At 40.2% G+C, this 26425-nt stretch carries 22 protein-coding genes; 21 read left to right on the forward strand and 1 reads right to left on the reverse strand.

What is annotated here, in order from left to right; genetic code table 11:
* Positions 1–63 precede the first annotated feature (63 nt).
* From H626_RS0106515 to H626_RS0106545, 7 genes are all read left to right on the forward strand, one after another.
* A complete protein-coding gene (locus H626_RS0106515; RefSeq protein ID WP_027108632.1) occupies positions 64–1665 on the forward strand; it encodes a xylulokinase in 1602 nt (533 codons plus the stop codon).
* A gap of 12 nt (positions 1666–1677) precedes the next feature.
* On the forward strand, positions 1678–2376 hold the full coding sequence (locus H626_RS0106520; RefSeq protein ID WP_027108633.1) for an L-ribulose-5-phosphate 4-epimerase: 699 nt from the start codon (positions 1678–1680) through the stop codon (positions 2374–2376).
* 20 nt (positions 2377–2396) lie between these two features.
* Positions 2397–3821 (forward strand): L-arabinose isomerase, encoded by a 1425-nt coding sequence (gene araA / locus H626_RS0106525; protein ID WP_027108634.1) that lies wholly within the window; start codon positions 2397–2399, stop codon positions 3819–3821.
* A 217-nt stretch (positions 3822–4038) separates the two neighbouring features.
* Positions 4039–4173: a hypothetical protein gene (locus H626_RS11705; protein WP_281170661.1), complete on the forward strand. Its 135-nt coding sequence runs from the start codon at positions 4039–4041 to the stop codon at positions 4171–4173.
* Between the two features lie 196 nt (positions 4174–4369).
* Positions 4370–6352, forward strand: a complete 1983-nt coding sequence (locus tag H626_RS0106535; protein WP_027108635.1) for a PTS fructose transporter subunit IIABC — start codon at positions 4370–4372, stop codon at positions 6350–6352.
* 313 nt (positions 6353–6665) lie between these two features.
* Entirely contained in the window at positions 6666–7733 is a 1068-nt protein-coding gene (locus H626_RS0106540; protein ID WP_027108636.1) for a glycosyltransferase, read from the forward strand.
* Between the two features lie 346 nt (positions 7734–8079).
* The gene (locus tag H626_RS0106545; RefSeq protein ID WP_027108637.1) at positions 8080–10143 is read left to right on the forward strand and encodes a methyl-accepting chemotaxis protein; all 2064 of its coding nucleotides are present in this window, start codon (positions 8080–8082) and stop codon (positions 10141–10143) included.
* 159 nt (positions 10144–10302) lie between these two features.
* On the opposite strand, the gene H626_RS0106550 is transcribed toward H626_RS0106545, so the two are convergent.
* Entirely contained in the window at positions 10303–11556 is a 1254-nt protein-coding gene (locus tag H626_RS0106550) for an MFS transporter (RefSeq protein ID WP_051237882.1), read from the reverse strand.
* 301 nt (positions 11557–11857) lie between these two features.
* On the opposite strand from H626_RS0106550, the gene pyrF reads away from it, so the two are divergent.
* From pyrF to fliY, 14 genes are all read left to right on the forward strand, one after another.
* A complete protein-coding gene (gene pyrF / locus H626_RS0106555; RefSeq protein WP_027108639.1) occupies positions 11858–12568 on the forward strand; it encodes an orotidine-5'-phosphate decarboxylase in 711 nt (236 codons plus the stop codon).
* Position 12569: 1 nt separating this feature from the next.
* Complete coding sequence (gene pyrE / locus H626_RS0106560) at positions 12570–13232, forward strand: orotate phosphoribosyltransferase (protein WP_027108640.1); 663 nt, start codon at positions 12570–12572, stop codon at positions 13230–13232.
* Between the two features lie 194 nt (positions 13233–13426).
* A complete protein-coding gene (locus H626_RS0106565; RefSeq protein ID WP_035618836.1) occupies positions 13427–15490 on the forward strand; it encodes a methyl-accepting chemotaxis protein in 2064 nt (687 codons plus the stop codon).
* Positions 15491–15719: 229 nt separating this feature from the next.
* Positions 15720–17873, forward strand: a complete 2154-nt coding sequence (locus tag H626_RS0106570; RefSeq protein WP_051237883.1) for a methyl-accepting chemotaxis protein — start codon at positions 15720–15722, stop codon at positions 17871–17873.
* A 52-nt stretch (positions 17874–17925) separates the two neighbouring features.
* Complete coding sequence (locus H626_RS10825; protein WP_051237884.1) at positions 17926–18411, forward strand: chemotaxis protein CheW; 486 nt, start codon at positions 17926–17928, stop codon at positions 18409–18411.
* A complete protein-coding gene (locus H626_RS0106580) occupies positions 18412–18912 on the forward strand; it encodes a chemotaxis protein CheD (RefSeq protein WP_027108643.1) in 501 nt (166 codons plus the stop codon).
* Between the two features lie 11 nt (positions 18913–18923).
* Positions 18924–19952 carry a protein-glutamate methylesterase/protein-glutamine glutaminase gene (locus tag H626_RS0106585; protein WP_027108644.1) on the forward strand — a complete coding sequence of 343 codons (1029 nt, stop codon included), beginning with the start codon at positions 18924–18926 and terminating at the stop codon, positions 19950–19952.
* Positions 19953–19956: 4 nt separating this feature from the next.
* Entirely contained in the window at positions 19957–20727 is a 771-nt protein-coding gene (locus H626_RS0106590; protein WP_027108645.1) for a CheR family methyltransferase, read from the forward strand.
* A gap of 23 nt (positions 20728–20750) precedes the next feature.
* Positions 20751–22784: a chemotaxis protein CheA gene (locus H626_RS0106595; RefSeq protein ID WP_027108646.1), complete on the forward strand. Its 2034-nt coding sequence runs from the start codon at positions 20751–20753 to the stop codon at positions 22782–22784.
* On the forward strand, positions 22784–23371 hold the full coding sequence (locus H626_RS0106600; RefSeq protein ID WP_027108647.1) for a chemotaxis protein CheC: 588 nt from the start codon (positions 22784–22786) through the stop codon (positions 23369–23371). The genes H626_RS0106595 and H626_RS0106600 overlap by 1 nt, the downstream gene beginning before the upstream one ends.
* Before the next feature lie 13 nt (positions 23372–23384).
* A complete protein-coding gene (locus H626_RS0106605; RefSeq protein ID WP_027108648.1) occupies positions 23385–23747 on the forward strand; it encodes a response regulator in 363 nt (120 codons plus the stop codon).
* A gap of 18 nt (positions 23748–23765) precedes the next feature.
* Positions 23766–24182: a chemotaxis protein CheW gene (locus H626_RS0106610; RefSeq protein WP_027108649.1), complete on the forward strand. Its 417-nt coding sequence runs from the start codon at positions 23766–23768 to the stop codon at positions 24180–24182.
* Positions 24182–25183 carry a flagellar motor switch protein FliM gene (gene fliM, locus H626_RS0106615; RefSeq protein ID WP_027108650.1) on the forward strand — a complete coding sequence of 334 codons (1002 nt, stop codon included), beginning with the start codon at positions 24182–24184 and terminating at the stop codon, positions 25181–25183. The genes H626_RS0106610 and fliM overlap by 1 nt, the downstream gene beginning before the upstream one ends.
* The gene (fliY, locus tag H626_RS0106620) at positions 25176–26255 is read left to right on the forward strand and encodes a flagellar motor switch phosphatase FliY (protein WP_027108651.1); all 1080 of its coding nucleotides are present in this window, start codon (positions 25176–25178) and stop codon (positions 26253–26255) included. Before fliM ends, fliY begins: the two co-directional genes overlap by 8 nt.
* The last annotated feature ends 170 nt before the right edge of the window (positions 26256–26425 follow it).

The following is a 26425-nucleotide window of genomic DNA, read 5'->3' on the forward strand; positions in this document are numbered from 1 at the left end:
TTGACTTATACGTACATTTAATGTATTCTGTTTATGAAAGCGTTATATTAAAGGAGGAATTTGATGGATCAATTGTCTAAAGAAAATAAAGAGATACTTGAAAATACCTTTTTAGGGATAGAATTCGGTTCTACTCGAATAAAAGCTGTTCTTGTAGATGGAAATTATGAAACTATTTCCAGCGGTTCGCATGATTGGGAAAATCAATTCGAAGATGGAGTATGGACATACTCTAATGAGATGATTTGGGATGGTCTACAAAAAGCCTACAGTCATTTAAAAAAGAATTATCAAAATAAGTATGGTTCCACTTTGACAAGTGTAGATGCAATCGGATTTTCTGGCATGATGCATGGGTATCTTCCCTTTGATCAACAAGGAAATCAGTTAGTTCCATTTCGAACATGGAGAAACACAACAACTCGAGAAGCTTCAGAAAAATTGACTAAAGCTTTATCGTTTAATATACCTCAAAGATGGAGTGTATCTCATCTGTATCAAGCTATATTAAACAAGGAGCAGCATGTAAAAGATATTAGCTTCATTACTACCTTGGCAGGATATGTACATTGGAAATTAACAGATCATAAAGTACTTGGAATTGGTGAAGCATCCGGAGTGTTCCCTATCGACAGCGAAAAGGAAACTTATCATGCAGATCATTTGGATGTATTCTCTTCGTTAATTAAAGAAGAAAATAGTAGTTTGAATGCATCAGCCATTTTGCCTCGAGTATTATCTGCTGGAGAAGATGCGGGGAAATTAACAGCCGAAGGTGCTTTATTATTGGATCCATCAGGGGATTTAAAACCCGGGATACCCTTTGCTCCACCTGAAGGAGATGCTGGTACCGGAATGGTAGCTACGAATAGTGTAGCTAAAAGAACGGGGAATGTTTCTGCTGGGACTTCTATTTTTTCAATGGTTGTTTTGGAAAAAGCGTTGTCTGACTACTATGAAGAAATCGACATGGTTACTACACCAACTGGGAAACCAGTTGCTATGGTTCATTGCAACAATTTCACTTCAGACATCAATGCTTGGGCAAATTTATTTAAAGAAGTCACAGAAGGATTAGGAAACCCAGTAGATTCTTCCGAACTATTTACCTTCTTATTTAATAAGGCAATGGAAGCAGACGATGATTTGGGTGGCTTAGTTAGTTGCAACTATTTCTCGGGTGAACCAATTACGGGATTTGAAGAAGGACGGCCACTGGTGATAAGAATGCCAGATAGCTCTTTGACAATTGCAAACTTTATGCGCACACAGATTTATTCTGCATTGGCCACTTTGAAAATAGGAATGGATATTCTGATTGTGAAAGAAAGTGTTGAATCGGACTATCTGATTGGTCATGGTGGTTTCTTCAAGACACCTGTAGTAGGACAACAATTGATGGCAGATGCTACACGCACCCCGATAGCAGTGATGAAGACAGCTGGTGAGGGTGGTCCTTGGGGAATGGCCGTACTTGCAGCTTTTGCAATAAAGAACAAGGAATATCCTACTCTAGAAGGATTCCTGACTGAAGAAGTTTTCGCTGAGGAAGATATGAGTAGTATTCATCCTTCTAAAGAAGGAATGGAAAATTTTGATCAATTCATGAAACGGTACAAAGCAATGTTACCAGTTGAAAGAGCAGCTATAGAAAACTTGAAATAAGGTGGGAAAAATATGCTAGAGCAATTAAAAAAAGAAGTTTACGAAGCAAACATGCTCTTGCCTCATTACGATTTGATTACTTTCACATGGGGAAACGTTAGTGGGATAGATAGAGAATCAGATTTAGTCGTGATCAAACCGAGCGGAGTCGAATACAATAAGCTTACTCCGGAAGATATGGTGGTAGTAGACCTAAACGGAGACGTGGTAGAAGGTGATCTAAAACCGTCAAGTGATACAGCCACACACGTGGAACTCTACAAGGCCTTCAAAGATATAAAAGGAGTTGTCCATACTCACTCTCCCTGGGCAGTTTCTTTTGCCCAAGCGGGGATCAATATTCCAGCAGCGGGAACGACTCAAGGAGATTATTACTATGGATCGATTCCTGTGACTCGTGAAATGAGAAAAGATGAAATCGTCTCTGATTATGAAAAACAAACAGGAACGGTAATAATTGAAACTTTTGGACAAAAAGGAATTGATCCTAATGAAGTACCTGGAGTACTAGTCAACGACCATGGTCCATTTAATTGGGGAAGCTCTCCTGAAAATGCAGTTCACAACGCAGTAGTCTTAGAATCGGTGGCAGAGATGACTTACCATACGATGCAACTTTCAAAAAGTGAAGATGTGAGTATGAGTCAGGACTTATTGGATAAACATTATTTAAGAAAACATGGTAAAAATGCTTATTATGGTCAAAAATAAAAACAAAGGACGTGGATCGTATGTTAAAAACTGATAAAAAAGAATTTTGGTTTGTTGTAGGAAGTCAACATTTGTATGGGGAAGAAGCGTTACAAGAAGTAAAATCTCATGCAGAAGAATTAGTTGAAAAATTAAATGAACAAGCAGACTTTACTTATTCGTTAGTGTTCAAAGCATTGGTGACAACGACAGATGAAATAACTAGTATAATGAAAGAAGTCAATTATCAAGATCAAGTTGCAGGAGTCATTACTTGGATGCATACTTTTTCTCCAGCAAAAATGTGGATTCCCGGAACAAAACTTCTTCAAAAACCGTTATTGCATTTAGCAACTCAATTTAACAAAGAAATTCCGTGGAGCACGATCGACATGGACTTTATGAACCTAAATCAAAGTGCACATGGTGATAGAGAATATGGATTCATCAATACTCGTTTAAAGAAAAACAACAAAATCGTTGTAGGACATTGGTCGAATAAAGTAGTCCAAAAAGATATTAAAAACTGGATGGATTCAGCAATCGGCTTTATTGAAAGTCAAAACATTAAAGTTGCTCGTTTTGGTGATAATATGCGTAATGTTGCTGTAACCGAAGGAGACAAGGTTGAAGCAGCCATTCAATTCGGCTGGACGGTTGATTACTTTGGTATCGGTGATTTAGTAGAAGAGATGGACCAAGTAACTACCAAAGAAATTCAAGAAACGTATGATGAATGTACTAATCTCTATGAAATGGAACTTGGAAATAATGATCCTGATTTTTATGAAGAACATGTGAAAGAACAGATCAAAATCGAAATCGGTTTGAGACGTTTCCTCGAAAAAGGAGGATACACGGCTTTCACATCAAACTTTGAAGATCTACACGGAATGAAACAATTACCGGGTATGGCAGTTCAAAGATTGAACATGGAAGGTTACGGATTTGCTGGTGAAGGAGATTGGAAAACAGCTGCTCTAGATCGTTTGATGAAAGTCATGTCTAATAATGTTGATACAGGATTCATGGAAGACTACACGTATAATTTAGCTGAAAACAATGAATATATTGTGCAATCGCACATGTTAGAAGTTGATCCAACTTTAGCTAATACCAAGCCACGTGTTATTGTAAATCCACTCGGTATCGGTGGGAAAGAGGATCCAGCGCGTCTTGTATTTGATGGCAAAGCTGGAACAGGTGTTGTCGTATCCATGTTGGATCTGGGCACGCATTATCGTCTAATGATCAATAAAGTCGAAGCAGAAACACCAACAGAAGAAGCTCCACATTTACCTGTTGCACGAGTGATCTGGAAACCTTATCCAAACTTTAAAGATGGGATTGAAAAATGGATTCAAGCTGGCGGTGGACACCATACAGTTATGTCACTAGCTTTAACTGTGGATCAAATGAAGGATTGGGCTAAAATGGTAGATCTAGAAATAATAGAGATTCAATAATTGTTTGTTAATTAAAGTCACCCCCCAAAAGGAACCAGATCATTCTGGTTCCTTTTTAATTTGTTTGGATCTCATACTATTAAACGGATATCGAAGTAAATATGCAATGCGAAAAACCGAGTATCTGGAGTAACTCAAGTACTCTTTTTGGTTTGGAAAATGTATTTGTAGTAACATGAAAGTAGAGAATACAAGCAAATACAGAAAGGAAGAGGCCATGAGAAAAGAGAGTATCGTAATCAATACACCTGTCTTTGATGAACTAATCAAAGATGGAAAATATCAGGTGGATCTGCTGGAGGAAATTGACCAGACCGGAATTGGAATGGGTAATAACTTTTATAGGAATTGAGATAATGATGATGATAACCTGATGGAATCCAATTTAGAATCATGAACGGCGACATACCTGTTGCATAAGTAGCATTTATTATTTGAAGTGCCATTTATTCCGTATTTTTCTATTTTATTTTTTCTATAAAGCTGAACAAATTCGTCCTTTGCTATTATATGTAAGTGTTTACATTAATGATAAGGAGTGGAACGCAATGGAAAATAAAAAGCAAACAAAAATAGTCGCTTTGACGGCATGTCCAGTTGGTATAGCACATACCTATATGGCTGCGGAAAACTTGCAAAAAGCAGGAGATAAAATGGGGGTGGATATTAAAGTTGAAACCCATGGATCCATTGGTGTAGAGAATGCGCTGACAGACGAAGAAATCAGTCAAGCAGACGGTGTCATTATCGCCTCGGATACAGTGTTGGATAAATCAAGATTTAACGGTAAACCTTTGGTCGTTGTCGGTGTCCAGGAAGGTATCCGCAATCCAGAGGAATTGATTCAGCGAGTGATTGACGGAGATGCAGAAGTTTATGGAGATGTGGCTGATGCGCAGCAAGTTAAAAAATCATCATCCAAGGATTCTGGTAACTTAGTATATCGTCACTTGATGAATGGCGTATCCTATATGGTACCATTTGTAGTTGTAGGTGGTTTGCTGATCGCGATTGCCTTGACTCTTGGTGGCGAACCAGGACCAGCGGGGATCGTTGTACCTGAAGGAACGATTTGGTCATCCATCCTGGCAATCGGTGGGGCCGCCATGTCATTTATGATCCCCATACTTTCCGCTTTTATTGCTTACAGTATCGCTGACCGACCAGGGTTGGTCCCAGGGATGATCGGTGGGTTAATAGCAGCAGACGGAAGTTTTTATGGTAGTGAAGCCGGAGCGGGATTTATCGGAGGGATCATCACAGGTTTCTTGGCTGGTTATATCGCTTTATGGCTAAAAAAAGTGAAGGTTCCTCAAATGATGCGATCTGTCATGCCGATTATTTTCATTCCTATTCTCTCCTCTCTAGCAGTCGGACTCTTGTTTATCTTGGTAATCGGACAACCTGTAGCAACCTTCTTCCTTTTCCTAACTGAATGGTTGGCAGGTATGCAGGGTGGAAGCAGTATTGTCCTCGCGATGATACTCGGAGCGATGATTGCAGTCGACATGGGTGGACCATTCAACAAAGTGGCTTTTCTATTTGGAGCTGGAATGATAGCAGAAGGAAACTATGAAATCATGGGACCGATTGCAGTGGCTATATGTGTGCCGCCACTTGGTCTTGGATTGGCTTCCTTCCTTTTAAAAGACAAATTTACAATTGGAGAAAGAGAAACGGGAAAAGCCAGTTTTACTATGGGACTTTTCGGAATAACTGAAGGAGCTATTCCTTTTGCCACACAAGACCCTCTTCGCGTCATTCCAAGCATCGTCATTGGATCTGTTGCCGGAGCTGTGACGGCATCCATAGGAAATGTCGGAGATCGAGTAGCTCATGGAGGTCCGATAGTTGCAGTTTTGGGAGCGGTGGACAATGTCCTGATGTTCTTTGTAGCTACTTTGGTAGGTGTCGCAGTCACTGTATTGATGTTGAAACTATTGAAAAAGAATATAGAAGAACCGGAAATGGCCGTTGCAACGGCTGGTGGAGCAGTAGTACCAACCTCAGAAAGAGCGACAGCGACTTCTGATCCAACCGAAGCAACTGCTGCACCGAATGTAGCAAAGCCTGTCAATCAGCTGACAGATATTTTGACCAAAGATTTGATCGAATTGGATTTAAAAAGTTCGACTAAGGAAGATGTCATGGATGAATTGATTGCAAAATTAGCCAGGTATGGTGGTGTCACTTCCGAACGAGAATTTAAAAAAGCAATTCTTGCAAGAGAAGGGGAAAGTACAACGGGTATTGGAATGAATATAGCCATTCCCCACGGGAAATCATCTGCGGTAACGGAACCCTGTGTAGTATTTGGTCGTAAGAATGATGGCGTGGACTGGGATAGCCTCGATGGAACAGATGCAAAACTGATCTTTATGATCGCTGTTCCAGAAGACAACAAGGATAATGCCCATTTGAAAATCCTACAAATGCTTTCAAGGAAATTGATGGATGATCAATTTAGAAATGACTTGATGAAATCAGAAACGAAGGAAGAAGCATACCGCTTATTGCAGGCTGTTTCTTGATATACGAACAATGAATACGGTAGACTTAAGAGCGATTGAAATTCAACGCCACCTATTCAGTGCTTGTTCCCCAAAAAGGAACCAGATTAGTCTGGTTCCTTTTTGATTTGAATAATGTATTTATAGTATTATGAAAAGAGAGAATACAAAAATCAGAAGAGAGTGGATGAAAAAGAACATATCAGGTAGATCTGCTAGAAAAAGTTGACCTGATTGGAATGAAAAAAGGAAAAAAGGTGGTGCCCGAGTCCAAGGAAGCGGGAAACTTTAAAAAAATAGTGACAGGATAAATGCTTCTATAGGAGGAAACCAAATGAATAGAAAATGGATCGTATTTTACATATCGTCCCATGGATTCGGACATATGACACGGTGCTTAGCGATTATGGAGGAGATTCTTGAAACGACCGATTATAATCTTTACATAAACGGAGGGGAATCCCAGAATGCATTTGGGTACTCTTATTTATCGAGTTATGCTGAGAGGGTCCAGTTTCATGACTTGCAAACGGATGTGGGATTGATCACCCATCGAAACAGCCTAAAAATCGATAAGGAAAAAACCGAAAAAGAAGTTACTGAATTTACCGAAAAATGGGATGAAATCATTGAAACAGAAGCAGACTTGTTGAAAGGAAAGACCATCGATTGGATAGTATGTGACATTAGCCCGATCGGTGCGCTGGTTGCGGATCGTTTGGGCGTTCGCTCTGTAGGTTTGTCCAATTTTACTTGGGTCGAACAATACGAAAATTTACATATGGATCCGAGCATTGTGAGGAGGTTTAAGGATGCGTATGCTCATTTTAATCGATTTGTGGAATATGAATTGAGTGTTCCAATGGAGCATGAAACCACTAAGGTGGATCGCTTGAATTTCGTCTCAAGAAAAGTCAGTCGGCAACGTGTAAGCGAAATAAAAGAGAAATATGGATCCGCTATCATGATCACAGCGGGGAAATCAGTCGATATTGAAAAGATTACTATTCAAGATTATGATGGAACTGTTTTTTATACGAGCGGAATCGAAGTGACGGGAAGTGGAAGAAAGGTCGCTTTGCCAGCCAACATAATCGACACCCAAAATTACATTGCCGCCAGCGAAATGGTGATCGCCAAAGCTGGCTGGGGAACCATTGCTGAAGCCATCAATTCTCATAGGAAGTTGGTATTGATCGAGCGAGAGGATACTCTGGAGGACTCACATAGTATCCGCGAGTTGAAAAAGAGAAAACTTGCACTTTCCATCAAAGAAGAAGAACTCCAGAATATTGATATTCGAAAAATACAGGATGAACTGGACAGGACTATCGATCGAGTTCTATTGAATACCTATAGCAACCAGCCTTGTACGGTATTGAAGTGTTTGTCTATCCATTGATCAAGTCAGAATAGTTTCCAGTCGGCAAGAAGACAAGAAATCGCCGACTTTTTTCTAAGGATCGACTAAATCGGTGGAAACCGAGGGGGGGAGTCCTCAAGGAGATGAAGAAAGAGCCAATAAGGGTGAGAATGATTCAACACGATCAGAAAGCCGATCAATTGTCATGGTGAACTAGTAAAAATAACTTCTGCTAAGTTTAAATCAACAAAGTAATAAGCAGATACTAATTGAATAGCACAAATAAAAAAGTTGGAAAATTTCAGCTTTTTTTTATTTTTTACTTAAGTCGTCCTTTTTTATTCCGATAGATAAAAGATGAGTTGAATAAGAGAGGGTTGAAAATATGAAGTTACGTAAACGAAAGTTAGGAAAATCTCAAAAGAATAAATCGATACGGACCAAATTGTTTCCGATGTTCATCGGTTTAGCAATGGTCCCCGTTATGATCGCTCTATTTTTGTCTTATAGAGAAACAATGGAATTGTTGGAAAACAGAGTTATTCTACGTCAGCAAGAAGCGACGGCTGATGTGGCGAAGATGATGACAACGATGGTGGATACAGCAGAACTGGCTATTTCTGTTTTAGCAGAAGATGAAACTGTTTTACAAGTTGACGATGTCACTAATCAAGGATTATTAACGAATAAAAGCAATTTGTTAAAAGATAGTAATCCACAATTGCTGGATATTTATTATTACGCTCCAGAAACAGGACTAGTAGGCAGCGTTCAAGGTGTACCAGATGACTTTGATGCCACAACAAGAGAATGGTACCAGGGAGCGATGGCAGAAGAAGGATCAACTTTTTGGACTTCACCGTATGCTGATGTTGTTACAGGAGCAAGTGCAGTTACGGTTGCGCAAGCTGTTGGTGATGCAGGAGTCATAGGGGCAGATATCAGTTTTCAGACAATCTCAGACGACGTTGCTGAAGTATCCTTTGGGAATACTGGCGAAGTTTATGTCATTTCTCAAGATGGGTATGTTCAAATGTCTAAAGATACCGACTGGATAGGGACTGATGTAGCAGAAGAAGGTATATTTACTGACGTGACAGAGACGGCGGGCTATCTGAATAATGGAGACGAACATGGTGGTTTTGCTGATTATTATGAAACGGTGCCTAGCTTAGGATTTACAGTGTACGGAACAGTGGCTGAAAATGAAATGACAGATGAAATCGTATCATTTTTAAGAATTGCCGTTATTGTGCTCGTGCTTTCACTTATTTTAGCTAGTGTGACCGCATACTTCTTAACAAAATACTTAACGAATATAGCTGAAGGGATCAAACAAGCACTTGAAAGAGCAAAACAAGGGGACTTATATGTACGCTTGACTGGGAATGATTTAAACCAGTCCAACAAAAATGTTGGCAAAAGAAATTACAAAGAAAAAGAGTTAGAGTCTAATGGAGATGAATTTCATCAGATCGCTTTAGCTTTCAATGATACGATGGATACATTTTATGGAACAGTGGCGATGATTCAAGGGAATAGTCAGATGATTTTGAATATGTCTAAAACCTTGAATGAAATTGGAAATCAAACGAGTTCCGCTACAGAAGGTGTTTCCGAAACAATTACAGAAATTGCCCAGGCCACCGGAACTCAAACGCAAGATACAGAACAAACATTGAGTTTAATGACTGGTTTAGCCTCTTCTATAGGAGAAGTGGAAACCAAAATGGATAAAATGGGCGCGATGGCTGATAAAACAATCGTGGCTAGTGGCAACAATAATGCTTCTATGCAAGAAGTCAGTCAAAACTGGAATGAAACCAATAGTATTTTGGGAGATTTAAAAAATAATATCCAAGAAGTGGATACAGATATCCAAAGTATTGAAGGGATCACCCAAGTCATTCAAAGTATTTCAGAACAAACGAATTTACTCGCGTTAAATGCGTCGATCGAAGCAGCCCGTGCGGGTGAAGCTGGAAGAGGATTCTCAGTGGTTGCTGAAGAGATCCGGAAACTTGCTGAACAAAGCAATGTCTCATCCCAAAATATCACGGGGATCATCCAAGCGATCCAAGGGAAATCAACGGCGATGGTGTCAACGTTAAATACAGCTTCGACAGGTAGTGAAAAACAAACAAAAATGATCAAACAGGCAATCGATGCAAATGGAGAAGTAGTCGATCAAGTTGAAAAATTGGTTGAAACTATTGTCTTGGCTTCACAAGTCAGTCAAGAAATTAATGAAAACAAAGATAAAGTTGTCTCTTCTTTAGAAAATATTGCGGCTTCTGCAGAAGAAAATTCTGCCGGAACAGAAGAAGTGTCTGCTAATGCAGAAGAAATTTTGGCAACGATGGAAGAATTTTCATCTAACATTTCACAACTAGAAGAAATTGCTGAACAATTAAAAGAATCTTCTGCCCATTTTAAATTAGCAGAGTAACTATTTATTCCAGGAACCTAAAAGTAAAAAGAATTGTCTTATAAAAAATTGGGTCCACGAATCAATTAAATATAGTGAAAAAAGCACGCTCTTCACATTAGTAGGCAAAATACAGACTAATGTGAGAGCGTGCTTTCTTCTAATGACTATTTTTTAGCGCTAATATATTCGATTTACTTTTTGTGCTTTCGCACGTGTATTCATATATGCTTCGATTTTTAATCCAGGAATTGTTAACATAGACATAAAACTTACTAGATAAAGAACAGACAAGAAGCCCACGACAGTAAACAAATTGGAGTAATCCATTAGAAAGCCTATTGCTAATGAAGAGAATCCTCCAATCGCTCGGCCTACATTCAGAACCGCATTATTAGCAATAGAATGGATTCGACTTGGATAAAGTATACTGACGATTGCCCCATAACCTGGGAACATCCCATTTACAAAGAATCCAACAAATGCTCCACCGAATAACAAAGTCCATTGTGAACTAGTAAAAACAAGTAGGAATACGGAAGTTGCAGAAGCGAGTAGAAAGACTGCAAATACATTGCGTGGCCCGAATTTATCTAATAACCGACCAAATGTCAACATGCCCAATGACATTCCGATAATTGTTACGATCATCCAGAGAGATGAACCAGTGACAGTAAGTCCAATTCGTTCTTGCATGATGGAAGGAAGCCAATTCATCAAACCAAAATATCCTGCAATTTGAATGGTAGCCATCAACATTAATGAAAGAGTAGTGCGAGTTAATTCTCTTGTTCGGAACAATTCCTTTAAAGAAGGTTTTTCTTTGTTGATTTCTTCAGGAGAAGCCATCAGTTCAAAATCTTCGTCAATCGATAGATGTAACCAAATAACTAGTCCGAGCGGAATGAGTCCAAACAGGAATAAAGCTCTCCAACCAAGAAGTGGTATCATCATGCCGGCTAACAAGGCTGCCGTTATGGCACCCAGTTGCCCTGCAACACCATTCCAGGAAGACAGCTGACCCAATTTTTCAGGAGGAGAAACTTTAGCAATAATGCTCATTGCTATCCCATACTCTCCACCGGCTCCTATTCCGGCAATAAAACGGAGAACGCAAATCCAGAAGAAGGACTCGATAAAAAAGAGACCAGCAGTAGCAAGTGAAAATATAATAATAGACCATTTGAAGAGCCTAAGATTTCCGTTACGATCGGCCAGTACTCCGAAAGTCAGGCCGCCTAATAACATACCAAGATTAGTGATAGTAGAAATAAAGCCTCCTTGGGCACCTGTAATTCCAAGGTCAGTGATAATAGAAGATAAGGCGAATGACAAAAACATGACATTCATATCGTCCATACCTGATCCGGACAGGGCCGCAAAGAGGGCTTTGGCTTTGTTATTAGACAGACTGGTGCTAGTAGTGCTTGACATAGAACATCTCTCCTTAAAATGGTTGCTCACAGACAACCTTAATTTTAAATCTCTAAAAGTATATCGAGTTTTTTTTAAGATGGCAAGCATTATTTTTTCGTTGACAATTTCTAAAGATATGTATAGGATTAACAACAGTGAACAAAATGATTTCCTTAATTGAGTCCCGTGAGGCTGGAAGGAAGTGCGGAGCAATATAAGCTTTCCTTAGCCTTTTATGCCTATTTTTAGGATGAAAGGTTTTTTTTATGGAATGATAAAAAGGAAAATAGACTAGAAGAAAGATAGGGAGGATAATAGAATGAATGAAATAATGATAGCCTTAGATTTTTCATCAAAAAAAGAAGCCATGACGCTTATTGAAAAATTCGATGATGAATCAATGTATTTGAAGGTCGGGATGGAACTTTTTTATGCAGAAGGAAAAGATTTCATTCGCATTTTAAAAGAAAAAGGACACCAGATTTTTTTAGATTTAAAGCTACATGATATTCCTAATACAGTTTATAGAGCTATGAAAAATTTAGCATCACTAGAAATAGATATGATCAATGTGCATGCCTCAGGTGGCAAAGAAATGATGATTGCAGCCAAAAAAGGATTAGAAGATGGAACGAAAGAAGGCGCTCAGCGGCAGTTGTTGATTGCTGTAACACAATTGACCTCCACAACCGAAGCTCAAATGAAAAGTGAGCAGTTTGTTTCAGGAACTTTAGAAGAGAGTGTTCTAAGATATGCTAAATTGGCTAATGAGGCGGGATTAGATGGTGTGGTATGTTCTGCATGGGAAGCTGAAGGCATTCATGAGGTAACAGATTCAAAATTTATATGTGTAATACCTGGGATTCGTCCAAAAGATTTTGAAGCGGATGATCAGAAACGAGTGGCCACACCGAGAATGGCACGTGAACTGGGGGCCTCCTGTATCGTAGTTGGGCGGCCTATAACACAGGTAATGGATTCGGTGGCTACTTATCGTTCAATCAAAAAACAATGGGAAGAGGTTAATTGATATGAATCAAACAGAAATTTTTGCTGAATTATTATTGGATTGCAAAGCAGTTACATTGAATCCGAAAGAACCCTACACTTGGTCAAGTGGTATTAAAAGCCCTATTTATTGTGATAATCGGGTCATTATGAGTTATCCTGAATTACGCAAAAAAGTTGCTTATGGACTAGCAAAATTAATTCGAAAACATTATCCTGATGTGGAAGTTATTGCAGGAACAGCAACAGCAGGAATACCTCATGCTGCATGGGTAGCTGATGAAATGAATCTTCCGATGATCTATATTCGTGGAAAGGCGAAAGGGCACGGAAAGCAAAATCAGATTGAAGGACGATTAAAAAAAGGACAAAAAGTAGTTTGCATAGAAGATTTGATTTCGACTGGTGGGAGTGTTATTGAAGCTGCATGTGCAGTACAACAGTTAGGCGGAGAAATACTTGGATGTGCAGCTATTTTCACCTATCAACTAGATGCATCCGTAAATAACTTTGAAAGTGTCGGAATTAATATTCATACCTTATCAAATTACTCTGCTTTAATGAAAGAGGCGACTAAAAAAGGGATCATCAAATCTGAAGATAGACAGTATCTTGAGGATTGGCGTCATAATCCGAATGAGTGGAGAAATAAGCCAGCTGAAATTGTCCGCGAAAGTTATAATTGAATAGTTTTGTAAATGGAGGTTGGGATAATAATCCCAATCTTTTTTTAAAATTTCTAATTGTATTTTATATTATATTTTGTATTGAAGTTGTAAATAAAAAAAAACACTCTTTTGATTTATTGATCTTTCTCTTAATTACTGAGTATTTATTCCGATAGACTGAAGAGGAATAGAAAATAGAAGGGATGAAAAGAATGCCACTACAAAAACGCAAGAAAGAGAATAAAGGAAAGAAAAAATCGATACGGAATCGTCTATTTCCATTATTGATCGGGTTAGCTATGATACCGGTTATTTTAGGATTGCTATTATCCTATCGCGAGACGATGAACTTACTCGAAAACAGGGTCATCACCCGTCAGAAAGAAGCTACTTCACAAGTAGTGACGTTGTTAAATGAAATGGTACAAACAACTGAGCAAACTGTAACGGTGATCGCAGAGGATGAGAGCACACTCGATGCAAATGCGGGCGAAACGCTTGATGCGTTAGATGACAAACTGGATTTAGTGAGGGATAGTAATCCACAGTTTTTATATACATACTATTATGCGCCAGAAACTGGGATGGTAGGAAGTACAGAAGGCATAGAGGACGACTATGATGGAACAAGCCGTGACTGGTATATCGGAGCGATGGAAGAGAAGGGGTCAACCTTTTGGTCCTTGCCTTATATGGATGCCGGAACAGGCAGTGTAACAGTAACGGCTTCGCAAGCTATTGGAACGGCAGGCGTGGTTGGGTTGGATATCAGTTTGGGAACGATTTCAGCAGAAGTTGCTAAAGTTGATTTTGGGAATACTGGAGAAGTCTATGTTATTTCTGAAGATGGGTTTGTTCAAATGTCAAAAGATACTGAATGGATCGGTGAAGATGTCAGTGGGGAAGCTATCTTTACAGAAACGGCTGATGCAGCAGGGTATTTGAACAATGCTGATGATCATGGCGGTTTTGCAGATTATTATGAAACGGTGCCCGCTTTAGGTTTTACTGTCTATGGAACAGTTGCTGAGACAGAGATGCGAGGAGAAATCCTTTCATTCTTAACGATCGCTTTAGGTGTTCTAGTGGTTTCATTGTTATTAGCTGTTGTAGCTGCCTATTTCCTAACGCAGTATTTAACGAACATCACGAGTGCAATTAAAAATGCCTTAGAAAAAGCAAAACAAGGCGATCTATCTGTTCGATTGACTGGGAACGATTTGACTCGTTTAACTAAACAGATTGGAGATCGAGATTACAAAGAAAAAGAAGTGGATCCAAATGGGGATGAATTCCACCAAATTGCTGCTGGGTTCAATGATACGATGGATAGTTTCTACGGTACCGTATCCATGATCCAAGGAAACAGTGGGACGATTTTAGATATGGCCAAAACGTTGAATGAGATCGGTAATCAGACAAGTTCCGCAACGGAGGAAGTATCTGAAACGATTACGGAAATCGCTCAAAGTACTGGAACACAGACACAAGACACAGAGAAAACGTTGAGTCTGATGAACCACCTGGCTGGGTCTATTACAGCTATTGAAAACAATATGGAGAAAATGGGCACGATGGCTGATAAAACGATCGTGGCGAGTGGAAATAATAATGCTTCGATGCAGGAGGTCAATCAAAACTGGAAGGAAACCAATAGTATTCTGGGAGATTTGAAAGAGAATATCCAACAAGTGGATACAGATATCCAGAGCATCGAAGGGATCACGCAAGTTATTAAAAGCATTTCTGAACAAACCAACTTGCTGGCATTGAATGCGTCGATCGAAGCAGCCCGTGCGGGTGAAGCTGGAAGAGGATTCTCAGTGGTTGCTGAAGAGATCCGGAAACTTGCTGAACAAAGCAATGTCTCATCTCAAAATATCACGGGGATCATCCAAGCGATTCAAGGAAAATCAACGGCAATGGTGTCTACATTAAATACAGCCTCAACGGGCAGTGAGAAGCAGACGGAAATGATTCGTCAAGCCATCGATTCCAATGAAGAAGTGGTCGATCAGGTTGAACAATTGGTCGACACGATCGTAATGGCTTCAAAAGTAAGTCAAGAAATCGATCGCAACAAAGATAATGTCGTTTCTTCTTTAGAAAACATTGCGGCTTCTGCAGAAGAAAACTCTGCTGGAACGGAAGAAGTGTCTGCCAATGCAGAAGAAATTTTAGCAACAATGGAGGAATTCTCCTCGAACATTTCGCAATTGGAAGAAATAGCGGAACAATTGAAAGAGTCTGCAGCACACTTTAAATTAGCAAAATAACCGTCAATTGGAAATGAAATAAGATGATGCAGTGAAGAATAAGAACGTTTATTCTTCACTGTTTTTCTATATTGTGAACACAAAATTTTTCTCATTGGGTCGAATTTGTCCAAAATGTAACAGTTTTTCTTTTATTTCAAAAAAATAGGTTAAAAAACTTAATAAATTGGCTACTATTCCGATAAAGAAAAAGAATGTACAGAAAGCAGATTGTGAAAAGAGGGAGAAAATGAAAGAGCGTACACTATCAAAAAAAGGTATACATAGTTTAAGTAAATTTGTGGGATTCTTTTCTATTCCAAATATGAGAGAGAGATGGAAGAATCGTTCGCAACAGAAAAAAGTGAGTCACTATATCGTTCCGATGCTGACAGCTGCCATTTTAACACCGCTATTGATCGTCCTTATCTTTAATATGTTTCAAACAACCAACATTATTACAGAAAGGATCGAAGAGCAAGAAAGACAAATCACGAGCAACTTAGTCAACCAAATCCAAAATGCCACTGATTCTACTCAGAGTGCAATGAGTCGTTTGAGTGTCGATCCCCGGTTGCTTAATTTTGCCAATGAGCCTACGCAACGTGCTTCGGTTCAAAACACATTTGACTATGTGAATGCAAGCAACCATTACATCTATAATTCCACTTTCGTTCCAACAGAAGGAGAATTTGTGACGACCCAAACTGATTTAGCAGCTAACTATGATCCAACAAGTCGCCGCTGGTACCAAGGAGCTTTGGCTCGCCAAGGAGAATTTTACTGGGATACGCCGGAACGAAATGAAGAATTAAACAAATCGTTGATGACTGTATCAAAAGCAATCATGCTCAGTGGAGAAGTCGTAGGGATTCTAGCAATGGACGTGGACTTTTCACAAATTGAAACAGAAGTATTCAAAACAGAAATTGCCAACACTGGAACGATCAGTGTCCTTTCTCAAGATGGGACGGTACAGATTTCTCAAAACAAAGATTTTGTGCAACAAGATTTTTCGGAAACAGATTTATTTAACCAAGCAACCGAACAGAGTGGTTTTGTGTATAGCGATACGATGAATGAAGAAGCTTTTGGTATTTATTACGAGCAAATGGATGACTTAGGATTGATCGTTTATGGAATGGTTTCAGAAGATGAGATGGCTACTGAATCCAGTGCGATGAATCGCTTATTTATATTGGCAATTGGATTGGGTGCCATATTGGCAATTGGATTGGCTGTGTTTATCAATTCGATATTGACCAATATCACCAAGACATTCCAAAAATACTTTATGCAAGTTCAAATGGGTGATTTGACTACTCAAATCAAACAAAAAGATCTGACGCTATTTAAAAAATGGTCCCGCAAAAAAATCGCTGAAGATGCAGTGCCTTTGGGAGACGGGAATGAAATCGAACAAATCGCCTTCCAATTTAATATGACGATTGAAACATTCAAAGAAATGGTCAATTATATTAAATCCAATAGTGATGAAGTGTATAGCATGACTGGTTCGATGGCGGAAATTTCTAAACAAACAACAGCGGCCACGGAAGAAGTTTCAGAAACCATCACCGAAATTGCACAAGCTACGGGAGCTCAAACGCAAGATACCGAGCAGACTTTGATCAAAATGAATGAGTTAGCAGAAGAATTGACATATATCGATTCTGGCGTCCATCGCATGGGCACATTAGCCGATGAAACAATCGTACTGAATGGTGAAAACAGCAACTCGATGGGTCAAGTTTCTACCAACTGGGATAACACTATGGGTACCTTGGATAATTTGAAAGTGAAAATAGAAGCGGTAGATGAAAATATTCAAAGTATTGAGTCGATTTTACAGTTGATCACGGGCATATCTTCTCAAACCAATTTATTGGCTTTGAATGCATCGATCGAAGCAGCCAGAGCTGGAGAAGCCGGGCGTGGATTTGCGGTCGTCGCGGAAGAAATTCGAAAACTAGCTGAAAAAAGTGCTGAATCTACAAAATCTATCCAAGGAATCATTCGGACCGTTCAGAAAAATTCTTCTACAATGGTAGAGACGTTAGAAGATACTCAACAGGAAAGTTCGAAGCAAACACACACGATATTGGGAGCCATTCAAGCTTCTTCTAAAGTTTCAGATCAAGTAGAGAAACTCGTAGAAAGTATTATCGAGATCACTGCAGCCACAAACAAGATCGGGGAGAAAAAAGACGAAGTGGTTTCTTCGTTGGAAAACATTGCCGCCTCTGCTCAAGAAAATTCGGCCGGTACCCAAGAAGCATCCGCAAATGGAGAAGAAATTTTAGCTACGATGGAAGAATTTTCAAGCAGTATAGGTCAACTTGAAAATGTCGCACAGAGTTTACAAGATTCGAGTAATCAATTCATCATTTCAACTGAAGGATAAGAGTATTCCACTCGATGAGTCTTTCGTATAAGAAAAGGAAGTGGAAAAGTATATGGAAAAGCAAATCGTATTTAAAATCGGGGGGCAACAATTTTCTGTGCCGATCACCGATACCGAGAAAATTATTCATCTGTCCAATTTATCTAAACTACCGGATGTATCGAATTATATCTTAGGTGTGATGGAAGCGGGCGGTGTGTTGCTCCCCATCATCCATTTACCAAAGCGGTTTTTCAACCAGGAATTGCTCGACCCGGATGCACCGATCATCGTCGTACATTGGAAGGGCAAGTTGATCGGTCTAGCAGTAGATGAGGTCTTGTCTGTTAAAGATTTTGAATCTGAACAAGTAAAAGAGAAAGCGGAATCCCGCCAGATAGTTGTCCAACAAATCTATTTCTCTTCTTTTATCCAGACAGAAGCGGGGATCATTCCGGTTTTGAATGTGAATGCTCTCTTTGCAGGGGAAAAAGAAGCCGAATTAAAAGAATTACTTTCTATTGATACGGTGAATGAACTTGTACGGGTGAATGAATAGATGGAGACGCAGACGCAGACGATTGAACAGTTGAAGGTGGTCATCTCTGATTGTAAAACAGGCCAAGCTCCTCAAAAATTGATCACTGTGGGTCTTGGTTCATGTGTGGGGATCGCCCTTTATGACGCAAAATCAAAAGTAGGCGGCTTGAGTCATATCATGCTACCGGATAGTTCGACTTTTAAAGATCAAACAAAATGGCAAAAGTTTGCTGATTTGGCTATCCCTCAATTGGTCGCAGACATGAAAGAAAAGACGGGAGCCATTCGCATTGAGGCAAAGATAGCTGGTGGAGCAAGTATGTTCTCTTTTGGTGGAGAAGAGAAAGGTCCTAAAATCGGGGAGCGAAACATCCTCGCAGTTAAGAAATCCCTAGCAGCACTGAACATTCCCCTAAAAGGCGAACATACTGGTGGGAAAATGGGCCGCACGATGATCGTGGATCTGGAAACCTTTGAAGTGACCATTCGGATGGTCAATCGAGAAATATTTATTTTATAAAAGGAGAAGTTATGGATAGAAGAGTGTTAGTGGTAGATGATTCAGCTTTTATGCGAAAAATCTTTACCCATATGATAGAAGAAATGAACGGGTTCACAGTGGTAGCTAGCGCTCGCGATGGGATTCAGGCTTTAGAAAAGGTTGCGCAAGGAAATATCGATTTGATCACATTAGACGTGGAGATGCCACGGATGAATGGGTTGGAAACACTGAAACAACTCAAAGAAAGTCAGATGATCCCGACTATCATGCTGAGTTCGAAAAGTAATGAAGACATTACTATTGAAGCGCTGGAAGCGGGAGCTCTGGATTTTATCGAAAAACCTCAACATATACGGAAAAATTGGGAAGGATTTAAAGATGAATTAGCTGAACGCATGCATTCTATCTTCGAACAGGAAAAAGTCAAATCGGTTCCGAAACAGTTTGACCAACGAATCAAAGATTTGACGGCTGTCAAAGGGCGTATGAACCTGGTTCAGTTAGATGCGATCGCTATTGGTGCTTCTACCGGTGGACCGAAAGCATTGATCACGGTCATCAAAGGACTTCCCGCTTCTTTAGCGGTTCCGGTATTTATCGTACAGCACATGCCGGAAGGATTTACAGCTTCCTTTGCGACACGGTTAGATGCAGCAGCAAAAGTTCCGGTAGTCGAAGCGACACAGGCTGAGCTCATCGAAAAAGGAAAAGTGTATTTAGCTCCTGGTGGGAAACATATGGAAATTGAGAATGGCCGTATTTCTTTAACGGACGAAGAAAAGATTTTGGGTGTGCGACCAGCTGTGAACCCCCTTTTCCAATCAGCTGCCCAGACGTATAAAAAAGGCTTGCTGGGGATCGTATTGACCGGTATGGGGCAGGATGGAGCAGAAGGGACGCTTTCCATCCATCAAAATGGCGGGACCGTCTTTTCGCAAGATCAAGCTTCTTGCGTCATTTACGGGATGCCGAAGAATGCAGTTGAAAAAGGATGGGTGGATGAAACGATTTCTTTACAGGAGTTGCCTATTCTGCTGAACGATTTATTAGGAGGCTGACCAGATGGATTTTGATCTATTTTATGATTGGGTAGAAAGTTATTTCCGTATCAACTTGCACGCATACAAACAAAAACAACTTCAAAGAAGAATTCAGACGATCATGAAACAAAGTGGAGCAGAAACATTGACCGATTATTCTGTGATCATCCAAGAAAATCCGCTTATTCGAAAAGATTTTCTCGACTACATCACGATCAATGTCACAGAGTTCTTTCGAAACAAGGAACTTTTTGATCGATTCGAGGAAATCATCGCAGAGGATTTGAGCAAAAAGTTCCCCAAGCTAAAAATATGGAGCGCAGCCTGCTCGATTGGTTCAGAACCCTATTCTTTGGCAATGATTTTGCACCGCCAAGGAATAAAACTGGACCAGCAGATCCTGGCTACTGATATCGATGAAACCATATTGAATCGGGCGAAAAAAGGGATCTACAAGGAACACGAACTGAAAAATGTTTCCTTACCGGATCGCAGCGATTTCTTTTTGGAAGAAGACAAACAGTATGTTTTACAGGACCGGATCAAAAGAGCGGTCGATTTTAAAAAGCATGATCTGGTTATCGACAAATATGAAAAAGGGTTTCATGCAATCGTTTGTCGGAATGTGACCATCTACTTTAAAAATGAAGTGAAAGAAGATATTTACCAGAAATTTAGTGATTCATTAGTCCTGGGAGGTCTCTTCTTTACTGGAGCAACGGAAACCATCTATCGTCCTGAAAAATACGGACTGAAGAAAGTGGCGTCCTTCATTTATGAAAAAGTTAGTTAAACCGTGTGTAAAGGAGTGAAATAATGGAAGACAATAGTCAATACCGTGATTTGTTTTTTGAAGAAACAGATGAAAACTTAGAACATTTAAACGAAGGCGTGCTGCAGTTAGAACAAACGCCAGATGATGATGCGCTACTGAATTCTATATTCAGAAATGCACATACGTTAAAAGGAATGGCAGCTACGATGGGTTATGAAACGATGGCTACATTGACTCACCGGATGGAAAATGTGTTCGACTTGTTTAAACGCAACGAAGTACAAGTCAGTTCGGACTCCATTTCGCTCGTTTTTGATTGTTTGGATACATTAACAGATATCGTGGAAGATTTAAGAGCTGAAGGAACTGGTGACAAAGACATATCCACTTTGGTAGAGCGGCTTGAAAATATTGCAAAGCAAGAGAGCGATAAAATAGTTGTTACAGCTATTGAAGCAAATGCGGATGCGGAAGACAGCGAGTTTGCTATCCCCACTGTGTTTGAAACCATGGATTCGTCGGACTTTACGGTGATCGAAGCAGCAAAAGAATCCGGTTATAATGTCTTCACGGTCGGTTTTCAAATCGAGCAGGACAGTATGATGAAAAGTGCGCGTGCCTACTTGGCTATCAATAAATTAGACCAAGAAGGGGAAATCGTCTTTTCGCAACCGGCGACGGAAATCATTGAAAGCAGCGAGTTTAATGAAGATGTATTCATTGTCCTCGTGACAAAATTAGATCAAGAGGCAATCAAGAACCTGATCGATGATCTGAGTGAAATAGAAGCGGTAAAAGTAGAACCCTTTAAAGAACCGGCTGATTTAGAATTGGATGAGTCGCCTGAGGAAGAGGGCTCATCTGCAGTTGTTGAAGCAATACAATCGACTAGCACCGATAAAAAGCCTGCGAAAGCTTCACGGAGTATGAAACAGACGATTCGAGTAGATTTAAGTAAACTCGATCAGTTTATGAATTTAGTATCTGAACTGGTGATCCACCGCACGCGTCTAGAAGAATTGACCGATCAGACACAAGCAGAACTACACGAACCCGTGGAACAAGTGGGGAGGATCACGACCGAGTTACAGGAATTGGTATTGCAGCTACGGATGCAGCCCTTCAATGTCGTTGTCCAACGATTTCCTAGGATGGTACGGGATTTAGCCAACGAGCTGAATAAAGATATTGAATTGGTCATGGAAGGCGAAAGCACGGAGTTAGATCGGACAGTCGTTTCTGAATTGGGCGAACCGCTGATCCACTTGCTTCGAAATGCGTGTGACCATGGAATCGAGATGCCAGCGGAGCGTAAAGCCAGTGGGAAATCGGAACAGGGAATAGTCAAAGTTTCTGCTTACCCAGAAGGGAACCGTGTGATCGTAACAGTTTCAGATGATGGTAAAGGATTGGACCCTGTAGCTTTAAAAGCTAGTGCAGAAAGAAAAGGGATCCCGACTGAGGGGATGAGCGATAAAGATGCGCAGCAACTCATTTTCCACCCCGGATTTTCAACCGCCCAAAAAGTGACCGGCATTTCCGGTCGTGGTGTAGGGATGGACGTTGTGAAAGAAAAAATCAGCAGTTTAAATGGAACGATCGAAACGATCAGTGAAGTCGGTAAAGGATCCGCCTTTAAAATCGTCTTGCCGTTGACATTATCGATCATTCAAGCATTGATGATCAAATCTGGAACAGAAACATTTGCATTACCGCAATCAGTGATCGAGAAAGTTGTCGTATACAACGCTGATGAAGTAGACACGATTCATAAGCAACAAGTCTATCGGTATAAGAATATGTTCATCCCAGTGACGCGACTAACTGAATCGTTGGAACTCGTTCAACAGCCCGATAAAAAAGAACACGTAGTGATCGTCTTGCTGGGAGACCAGTACCACGCATTAGTTGTAGACGACATCATTCACCAGCGCGAGATCGTCATCAAGAAATTTGGTTCTGAACTGAAAGAAGTGAAGAAATATTTGGGAGCCAGTATCTTGGGGAATGGGGAAGTCGTCTTGATTTTAGATTTGACTTCTGTCTGTACTGAAAGAAAAGGGGTAACCGTCTGATGGATCAACAAGCGATGCGTTTAGACGCGTTACAAGAAATCGTCAACATCGGAGGCGGCAATGCTGCAACCAGTTTGTCACAGTTGATCAACAAATCTGTACAGATGGATATCCCCACGATCGAGTTTATGGAATATGAAAAAGTTTATGAAACTATCTGTTCCGAGGACGAACAGGTTCGTGCTATACTGATGAAGTTATTGGGGCAAGAGGGCGTGTTTTTATTCGTTCTTTCCCCTGATGATGCAGTGAAAATTGCAGATATGGTGTTGCCGGAATCGGTTGAAGCATCGGAAGAACTGGTTGATTCGGCCAATAAAGAACTGGTCAATATTTTAGTCAATTCTTTTTTGAATGCGTTGAATAAAATGCTCGGCGTTGATTTGATCGCGTCAGTTCCAGTTGCCGCGCAAGACATGTTCGGTTCTATCTTGAGTTCCGTTTATATCGAACAGGAACAATACGATAGTCAGATTTTCATTATTAAAAATGAGTTTTATTCAGATGGAAATAAAATTGAAGGGGCCTTGTACTTTGTCCCCAAACCAGGTGTATTAGAAAAATTATTTGAAACTTTAGGATTGTGAGAGGAGAAATAAGATGGGTAAAAAGGTTTTAGTAGTAGATGATGCGGCATTTATGCGAATCAAGTTAAAAGATATTTTAAACAAAAATGGATACGAAGTTGTAGCGGAGGCTGCTAATGGAGAAGAAGCGATCGAACAATTCAAATCGAGTCAACCCGATTTAGTAACTATGGATATCACTATGCCTGAAATGGATGGTATAGAGGCTTTAAAAGCTATCAAACAAATCGACGGAAGTGCGACAGTCGTCATGTGTAGTGCTATGGGTCAACAATCAATGGTAATGGACGCCATCCGAGCTGGCGCGAGTGATTTTATCGTCAAACCTTTTGATACAGAACGAGTCATTAAGGCGTTAGATAAAGTTAGCCAATAATTATAAAGGAGCTTATCTATGCAACTCATTGTATTTACGTTACACGATCGATTTTATGGGATCCCAACGAAATGGGTAGAGGAAATCACGACGAAACTTACCTCTACCCTAGTTCCTCAAAGTCCCGAGTGGGTCGAAGGACTCATCAACCTAAGAGGACAAGTCATGACCTTAGTAAACTTAGATAGATTGTTAAATTCTTCTTCGGATATGGAGCGAATATGTTATAATAATACAATCGTGATACAAACTGAACAAAATAAAGTTGCTGTTGAAGTGGAAGAAGTCATCGGCGTGACAACGGTTACGGAAGAAGAAATTCAACCGATCGTTCACTCCGAAGATACATGGGTAACTTCATTGGTTCCTGCTTATGGAGAAGTGGTCAGTATCATCGATATACATCAGCTTTTTTTAAAAAATGAGGGAGAATAATGAGTCAAGTTTTATCACAACAAGAAATTGATTCGTTGTTGGAAGCAATGGATAACGGCGAAATCGATGAAAAAGTGATGGAAGAAACCCATCAACCGAAAATTAAAGCCTATGATTTTAGGCGGCCCGTTCGTTTGTCTAAAGAGTACTTAAGTACGATTCATTTAGTTTTTGAGGACTTTATGAAATTGGCAGTCAACCAATTATCGACACAATTGCGCCAGCAAGTCGAGATCAAACTGGCTACCATGGAACAGATCAGTTTTGATGAGTTCATCAATTCTATTCCCCGGTTTACATTGATGGGGATCGTGAAAAGTGAACCCTCAGAAGGTGTCCAGATCATTGAATTGAATCCGCAGATGGCTCTACAAATGGTAGAGTTATTGTGTGGGTACGATAGTATGACCGCTGAAGGAGAAGTTCCGGAAGGAAAAGATTCTTTTACAGACATCGAGTTAGCTATATTAGAAGAAGTAATGGGAAACTTGACGCGTGCGTTTGAAGGAGCTTGGCGAGATATTGTAGAGTTGGATTCCAAAGTGCAAGATATTGAAACGAATCCCCAGCTCCTGCAAACGATGTCGCCAAACGAACCGATCTTGTTGATCACCTTCTCAATTGCTATCGGCAATAACCGTACCTTTTTGAATATTTGTATTCCGTACATATTCTTCGAAGAAATGTTAGATAAATTAAGCTTTCACAATTGGTTCCATACCGGCAAGACACAGGAAAAAACAGAAGAACTGTCGATCAAAAAGTCACTGGATCCTGTACCACTTAATTTGTCCGTCGCACTCGGCGAGTCAACGATGACGGTTGAAAACTTCCTCGACATGGAAGTTGGAGATATCATCCAGTTAGATAAAAAATCATCCAAGCCTTTAGTGATGAATATTGAAAACAGACCGTATTACTTGGTCAAACCTGGAACGGTCCAAGACAAAATGGCTGTGGAGGTTTTGCAATTTATTGGAGGGGAGACAGAGAATGAGTAGTAATGCATTAACACAAGAGGAAATCGATGCGTTGTTAAATGGCGGCGGTGCAGCGAGTGAGAAAGAAGATTCTCAGTCATGTATCGATAAAGATCAACAAGATATCGTTGGGGAAATTGCCAACATTTCAATGTCTCAGTCAGCAACCGCATTATCGACTTTGTTAAATCGTACTGTAAATATTACGACACCAACTGTAGAGTGTGTGCCGTATAAAGATATGATCAAAGGTAGAGAAATACCGAAAGTTGTTACAACGATTTTGTTTAAAGAAGGCTTAAAAGGCAGCAATGTTCTTATGATCGATGTTCCAGACGCGAGTGTCATTGCCGATTTGATGATGGGAAATGACGGTAAAGACGTGAACCCGGATGATTTTGGTGAATTGGAACTGAGTGCAGTAGGCGAAGCGATGAATCAAATGATTGGTTCGGCTTCAACAGCAATGGCAACTATGCTGAAACGGAAAATCGATATCCAACCACCGCAAGTGGCGTTATGGCATACAGAAGATGACATTCCGAATCATCCCTTAGATGAAGAATCGCATGTCGTCACAGTTGCATTCAATCTATCCGTTGAAGGATTGATAGACAGCGAAATCATGCAGATCTTCCCGGTTGAAACGGTAAGAGAATTATCGGATATCGTTATGAACGATTCCGCTGAAGTATTAAATCCGCAACCACAGGCAGCACAAAAATCTGCAAGTGAACAACAAGCACCTCAGCAACAAAGCGCGCCGGAACAAAAAGTGACCGTACAACAACCTGCTTTCCAGCAGTTGGAAGAATCGGGGAAAACTCACTCCCCACGCAATTTGGACTTGATAATGGATGTTCCACTGGATTTCAGCGTGGTCTTAGGCGAAAGCCGCAAAACCATCAAAGATATCTTAGCATTGGGAACAGGTTCTGTTATTGAATTAGAAAAAATGACAGATGAACCCTTAGAAATCTATGTCAACGGCAAATTGATCGCAGAAGGCGAAGTCGTCGTCATCAACGAAAACTTCGGCGTCCGCATCACAAATATCCTAAGCAAAGAACAACGCATCAGACATCTAAAATAGAAGAGTGCGACAAAAAACGTTCAGACCCGAACCTCTGGAGCGTATACTCAATAGATAGTCGTAGACTATCGAAGAGTATACGCGAAGAGGACGTCGGGTCTGTTTTTTGGAGCACGTTTCAATCAAAGAGTGGAGCTTTGCGTTAAGAAATGAGGGGCTGGAGCAGGGCA

Source organism: Lacticigenium naphthae DSM 19658, assembly GCF_000425865.1.
Classification (GTDB): Bacteria; Bacillota; Bacilli; order Lactobacillales; family Carnobacteriaceae_A; genus Lacticigenium; species Lacticigenium naphthae.